Origin of the sequence: Thermoanaerobacter sp. A7A, assembly GCF_000445185.1 — a bacterium.
Taxonomy (GTDB): domain Bacteria; phylum Bacillota; class Thermoanaerobacteria; order Thermoanaerobacterales; family Thermoanaerobacteraceae; genus Thermoanaerobacter.
In genome coordinates, this window is record NZ_AVAF01000060.1 from 1 (window position 1) to 5,321 (window position 5,321).

The 5,321-nt window shown below is 34.1% G+C and carries 8 protein-coding genes; 3 read left to right on the forward strand and 5 right to left on the reverse strand.

Annotated elements, in window-relative coordinates; all coding sequences use genetic code 11:
* Positions 1 to 692: amidase domain-containing protein (locus M663_RS0103845; protein WP_029687990.1), on the forward strand; the 692-nt coding region annotated here is incomplete at its 5' end.
* Positions 693 to 713: 21 nt separating this feature from the next.
* On the opposite strand, the gene M663_RS0103850 is transcribed toward M663_RS0103845, so the two are convergent.
* From M663_RS0103850 to M663_RS0103870, 5 genes are all read right to left on the reverse strand, one after another.
* Positions 714 to 1,190, reverse strand: a complete 477-nt coding sequence (locus M663_RS0103850; RefSeq protein WP_029687991.1) for an HDIG domain-containing metalloprotein — start codon at positions 1,188 to 1,190, stop codon at positions 714 to 716.
* A gap of 10 nt (positions 1,191 to 1,200) precedes the next feature.
* Positions 1,201 to 2,727, reverse strand: a complete 1,527-nt coding sequence (hutH, locus tag M663_RS0103855; protein ID WP_029687992.1) for a histidine ammonia-lyase — start codon at positions 2,725 to 2,727, stop codon at positions 1,201 to 1,203.
* A 193-nt stretch (positions 2,728 to 2,920) separates the two neighbouring features.
* The gene (locus M663_RS0103860) at positions 2,921 to 3,124 is read right to left on the reverse strand and encodes a hypothetical protein (RefSeq protein ID WP_029687994.1); all 204 of its coding nucleotides are present in this window, start codon (positions 3,122 to 3,124) and stop codon (positions 2,921 to 2,923) included.
* An 18-nt stretch (positions 3,125 to 3,142) separates the two neighbouring features.
* Positions 3,143 to 3,394 carry a YkuS family protein gene (locus M663_RS0103865; RefSeq protein ID WP_029687995.1) on the reverse strand — a complete coding sequence of 84 codons (252 nt, stop codon included), beginning with the start codon at positions 3,392 to 3,394 and terminating at the stop codon, positions 3,143 to 3,145.
* 49 nt (positions 3,395 to 3,443) lie between these two features.
* Positions 3,444 to 3,785 (reverse strand): hypothetical protein, encoded by a 342-nt coding sequence (locus tag M663_RS0103870; RefSeq protein ID WP_029687996.1) that lies wholly within the window; start codon positions 3,783 to 3,785, stop codon positions 3,444 to 3,446.
* Positions 3,786 to 3,959: 174 nt separating this feature from the next.
* On the opposite strand from M663_RS0103870, the gene M663_RS0103875 reads away from it, so the two are divergent.
* Both M663_RS0103875 and M663_RS0103880 read left to right on the forward strand, forming a co-directional pair.
* Positions 3,960 to 4,865: a M23 family metallopeptidase gene (locus M663_RS0103875; protein WP_029687997.1), complete on the forward strand. Its 906-nt coding sequence runs from the start codon at positions 3,960 to 3,962 to the stop codon at positions 4,863 to 4,865.
* Between the two features lies 1 nt (position 4,866).
* A complete protein-coding gene (locus tag M663_RS0103880) occupies positions 4,867 to 5,265 on the forward strand; it encodes a polymer-forming cytoskeletal protein (RefSeq protein WP_003866967.1) in 399 nt (132 codons plus the stop codon).
* Positions 5,266 to 5,321 lie beyond the last annotated feature (56 nt).

The following is a 5,321-nucleotide window of genomic DNA, read 5'->3' on the forward strand; positions in this document are numbered from 1 at the left end:
TAAAAGTTGATGGAAAATGGCTTATAAGAAGAGATTGGTACTATGACCCTCTTGACGAAGATTCCGCCTATATAGATGCTGCTCCTGCTGAAGGCATAATGCCTGAAATTGCACCTACTACTTCAAAGCCAGAAACTGAAGAAGAAGCAAAGCCTAAAAAGAAGGGTAAATACGACAGAGAAGGAGCAGTAGCTTATGCTGACAAATACGCAGGAGCTGCTTGGGGAAGCGGCAATAACTACAAGTACAATCCAAAATATAGGGATTATAACGGGGTAGGAGGAGACTGCACCAATTTCGTCTCTCAAGTATTACATGAAGGAGGAGGCCTTCCAATGGACTATGTATGGAACTTCAACGGCAAAGACTCTTCCACCGCTTGGGCACAAGCACCCGCTCTTTTTAACTATCTTATTTATACAGGAAAAGGTAAATTAATTGCAAAAGGATACTATTTAGATATGGTAAAACCTACTGAACAGCACCCAAAAGGAGCCATAAGAGAAATTGAAAAAGGCGACCTTATATGCTATCAAGAAAAAGGGGAAATAGTACACTTTGGAGTAGTTACAGGCTTTGATTCTATGGGAATACCTGTTGTAAATACACATACTTCCGATAGATACCATGTCCCTTTTGACTTAGGATGGGATAAGAGAGTGATTTATAGGTTTATACATATAAATGATTAAAGATAGAGAAAAACTCTATCTTTAATTTTTTTCATCTGCCTCTTGAAGTTTTATAACATCCTCATCTATAAGATTTTTGTCATGATGATGCCTTACAATGTCTATTACTCTTTCATTAAAACCTATTTCCCTACAAATTTCTGCACTGTACTCAGAATGATTATAATAGACTTTCAAAAAGTAAATATGTTTTTCCATGAATTTAGCTAAAAAAGGTATCTTTTCTAAAATCACCGCCATTGCTTTTCTTTCAGGAGTAATTTTCGCTTTTATCTTACCAATATCATGAAAAAGAGCCGCTTTTAAAAGGTCTTGGTCTTCTGTTCCGTATTTATTAATAAGATAATAGCACACATCTAATGAATGCCTTTTTTCATAAACAGGCAATTTATTAAAATATTCTAATTCCTTTTCATTTAGGAATCCAAGTAAAAATTGATAATCTTTTTCATAAATTTTAGCTCTTTTAGCTTTAAAATATTGTTTTATCCTATTCACAAAATCACCTTTATTCTAATATTATACCTTCTTTTTCAAGGACCTTCAATACTTTACCTGATTTTATAATATTAAAACAGGCATTTATGTCAATATAAAGCTCCCTATCTTCTTCCAACGGCTTAACGTATTCTCTTACTAAATCATATATTATTTGAGAGCCCTTCCCTTTTTTAAAACCTTTCCTAAACTCCATTGCCTGCAAAGCTGCCATAAGTTCTATTGCTATAACCCTTGTAGCGTTTTCTATTATTTCCCTTGCCTTTCTCGCAGCAATAGTGCCCATACTCACATGGTCTTCTTGATTTGCAGAAGATGGTATAGAATCAACAGAAGCTGGATGCGCCAAAACCTTATTTTCTGACACTAAAGAAGCTGCTGTGTATTGAGCTATCATCATACCAGAATTTAGTCCCCCTTTTTCAGTCAAAAAAGGAGGAAGGTCGTTTAACTGATAATTTACAAGCCTTTCAATCCTTCTTTCAGAAATATTAGCAATTTCAGAAACTGCAATACCTAAAAAATCCATTGCTAATGCAATAGGCTCTCCGTGAAAATTGCCCCCAGATATCACCTCGCCATCTTCAGGGAAAATTAAAGGATTATCTGTTGCAGAATTTATCTCTCTTGTAAGAACTTCTTCCGCATATTCAATAGCATCTCTTATAGCTCCATGGACTTGTGGAATACACCTTAGGGTATAAGCATCCTGAACCCGTATTTCTCCCTGTCTCGTTATTAGAGTACTTCCTTCACACATTTTTCTTATATTTTTAGCAGTGATCATCTGACCTCTATGAGGCCTCACCATTTGGACTCTATCATCAAAAGCATCAATTATTCCTCTTAAAGCTTCTAAAGTAATAGAAGATACAGCATCAGCAGATTTTATAAGTCTTTTAGCATCATATACATTTAAGCATCCTATTGCTGACATAACTTGAGTGCCATTTATCAAAGCCAAACCTTCTTTTGAACTCAAAACAACTGGACTAATCCCTGCCTCTTTCATTGCTTTTTCTCCAGTCATTCTCTCACCTTTGTATAAAGCTTCACCTTTCCCTATCATCACAAGAACCATGTGAGCTAAAGGTGCAAGGTCTCCGCTTGCTCCTAAAGATCCTTTTTCAGGTATAACAGGAGTTACTCCTTTATTTAACATTTCAATCAACGTGTTTAAAGTTTCAAGCCTTACACCTGAAAAACCTTTCGCAAGGGCATTTGCCCTCAAAAGCATAATTACTCTTACTACTTCTTCCGGTAATGGTTCTCCTACTCCACAAGAATGGCTCATAATCAAATTCTTTTGCAAAATTTCTGTGTCTTCTTTAGATATTACGACATCGCTAAATTTCCCAAAACCCGTCGTGATTCCATAAACTACTTTTTCATCATTTACATATTTTTCTACTATTTTTCTAGAATGAAGTACTCTCTCTTCAGCAATATTGCTAAGTTCTACTCTATACCCATCTCTTGCTACGTGCACTACATCTTCTATTGTAAGATTATTGCCATCTATTATGACCTTTCCCATAATCCCCCTCCTTTTTACGTTAATTCTTTATCGCAATAAAACAAAAAACGCGAGAGCTTTTCCTCTCGCGTTTTATTATTAAATTGTAAAATTTTCCCTCTCATTTCCAACACCACACTTACATTCTTAAATTAGTATTATAAGTATATTATATTCTACAAAGTTTAAAAAAATCCTTTTGACATTTCAAGATTTAAGTCTGATCAAGTCTTGATAAAACTTCATCAAAAACCCCTATTCTGCAAATTTTTTTATTCCCATCCCAATGTTGACATATTTCGCAGCTTCTTTCTTGTAAAGACACAGACATACTCAAATTATTTCCATAGTGAGATGGATCTAACTCAAAATCCTCACAGCTTCTTCCTACAGCTTTCAATTGTTCAGTACTTACCACAAAATTCACCACCTGTAATTATAATCTTTTTATACTTTCTTCTACATCAAAAGGACTCATTCCCGTTGCATCTATCACCGGAACTTTTGTCGAAATATCATCTATGCCTAGCATATTTCTACTTTGCCCTGTTATAACTATGGCATCATAGACATTTAAATTGTTTTTTTCTGAAAGAGTTTCTTTTAATTCTACAACTTCATATCCTTTTTGCTTTAAATACTCTTTAATATTGGAAAGCTGACTTTCTACTGCTATTCTTTTCCCCATCCCAACACCTCCTGTAGCTCTTTTCAAATAGTAGTATTCTCCACACCGATTATTTTATACCTATAACTGTTTCTCCAACTAAGACGACTAGCAAAGACAAAAGCCACATTACTAACATGGCCATAACAAGATAACTTCCCCATATTTTCATAAATTTTATCTCCTCTCGCCGTTCTGGTAATTCTTCTTTATAATAAATTTTTTTGACAAGTCTTAAATCATTGATCCAATAGGAAATATACAATGCGCCTCCTAATAATCCTACACAAACTCCTATTAAAAAAAGATAATTGCTATAATATACGAAAGAAGCAAAAAAACCATTTATTATAATGTTGAGAATTATTGCTATTATTCCCAATACAATTCCTAAAATAATTCCTTTTTTCATACTCTACCTCAATTTCTCCACTTCTATAAATTACATTTTGATTATATCACAAAAGTAAATTAAAATAATTTATCACAATATTATAAAAATTTAAAATTTGATTTTTAAGCAGGATTTTGATACCTTTATATAGAATAAATATAGTTGTCCATTTTTTTTAGGGTGGGGGTATAAATGAAAAAGAAAAAAAAGAAATACCTCAATATTATGATTATTCCTGATTCAAATCAACAAATCAAAAGCTTTAAAATCTCTATTCCCCTTATAAAAACAGTAGCAATAGTGGCTTTTTCAATAATTATGGCTGCTACAGCTTCTTTAGTCTATTTTGGCAAAACAACTGCTTATCTATACACTGTGATATCAGAAAAAGATAAAAAAATCGAGCAACTAACCTCCATTAAAGAAGAACAAAACAAAAAAATAGCTACGTTAGACAGAAATGCTCAACTGGTCAATGAAAGAATTAAAGGCTTAAACGAATTAGAAGAAAAAGTAAGGCGCATGGTTGGATTATCAACTCCTACTACAAGCCGTGGCAGTGTATCAAGAGGCACTAGATCCGATGCTAACATTTCCTACGACAATGAAACGACTGCCGAGCTTATTTCACAGATAGATCAAAAAACACAAAATTTACAAGACCTTATTTCAAAAGTAGCAGCTCGACTTGATTATCTGAATTCAATACCCAGTGCTTATCCAGTATATGGTACAACAACCTCCCCTTTTGGAATGAGAAAGTCTCCTTTTGGGTATGGAACTGAATTTCACCCTGGAATGGACATATCTGTACCTACAGGAACTCCAGTAAAAGCCGCTGGAAAAGGTAGAGTTACATATGCAGGATGGTTATCAGGATATGGTAAGGTAGTAATTATAGACCACGGTTATGGAATTCAGTCCGTATATGGCCATAATTCTGAAATTCTTGTTAAAGTAGGCCAAAGTGTAAAAAGAGGCGATATAATAGCAAAGTCGGGGAATACTGGAAGAAGTACTGGCCCTCATGTTCACTTTGAGGTTAGAGTAAATGGCAATCCCGTAGATCCAATGAAATATCTTGCAAAGGGGAATTGATATGTTTCAAAAAAGAGAACAGATTGTAGAAGTTAATCCTGACAAAATTGACACCGTCATAGGAAAAAATTCAACTTTTGAAGGTACAATTAAATCCGAAGGCACTCTAAGGATAGACGGTAATTTTACGGGTCAAATAGAAACAAAAGGCAACATTGTAATAGGTGAGTCAGCAAAAATAGAAGCTAATATAACAACTGATAATATAATCGTTTCAGGCGAAGTAAAAGGAAACATATTTGCAAAAGGTCAATTGCAACTTACTTCTACTGGAAAACTTTATGGAGATATAGAAGTTCAAAACTTGATAATTGAAGAGGGGGCTATTTTTGAAGGAAAGTCTAAAATGACAAAGTCTTCTCCTTCAGATTTTAACAAAAAAGATGAACAAACAAAATAAAAAGGCCACCTTACGGCCTTTCAGACTGTAGACAAACTTTCGTAAAGGAGATATTT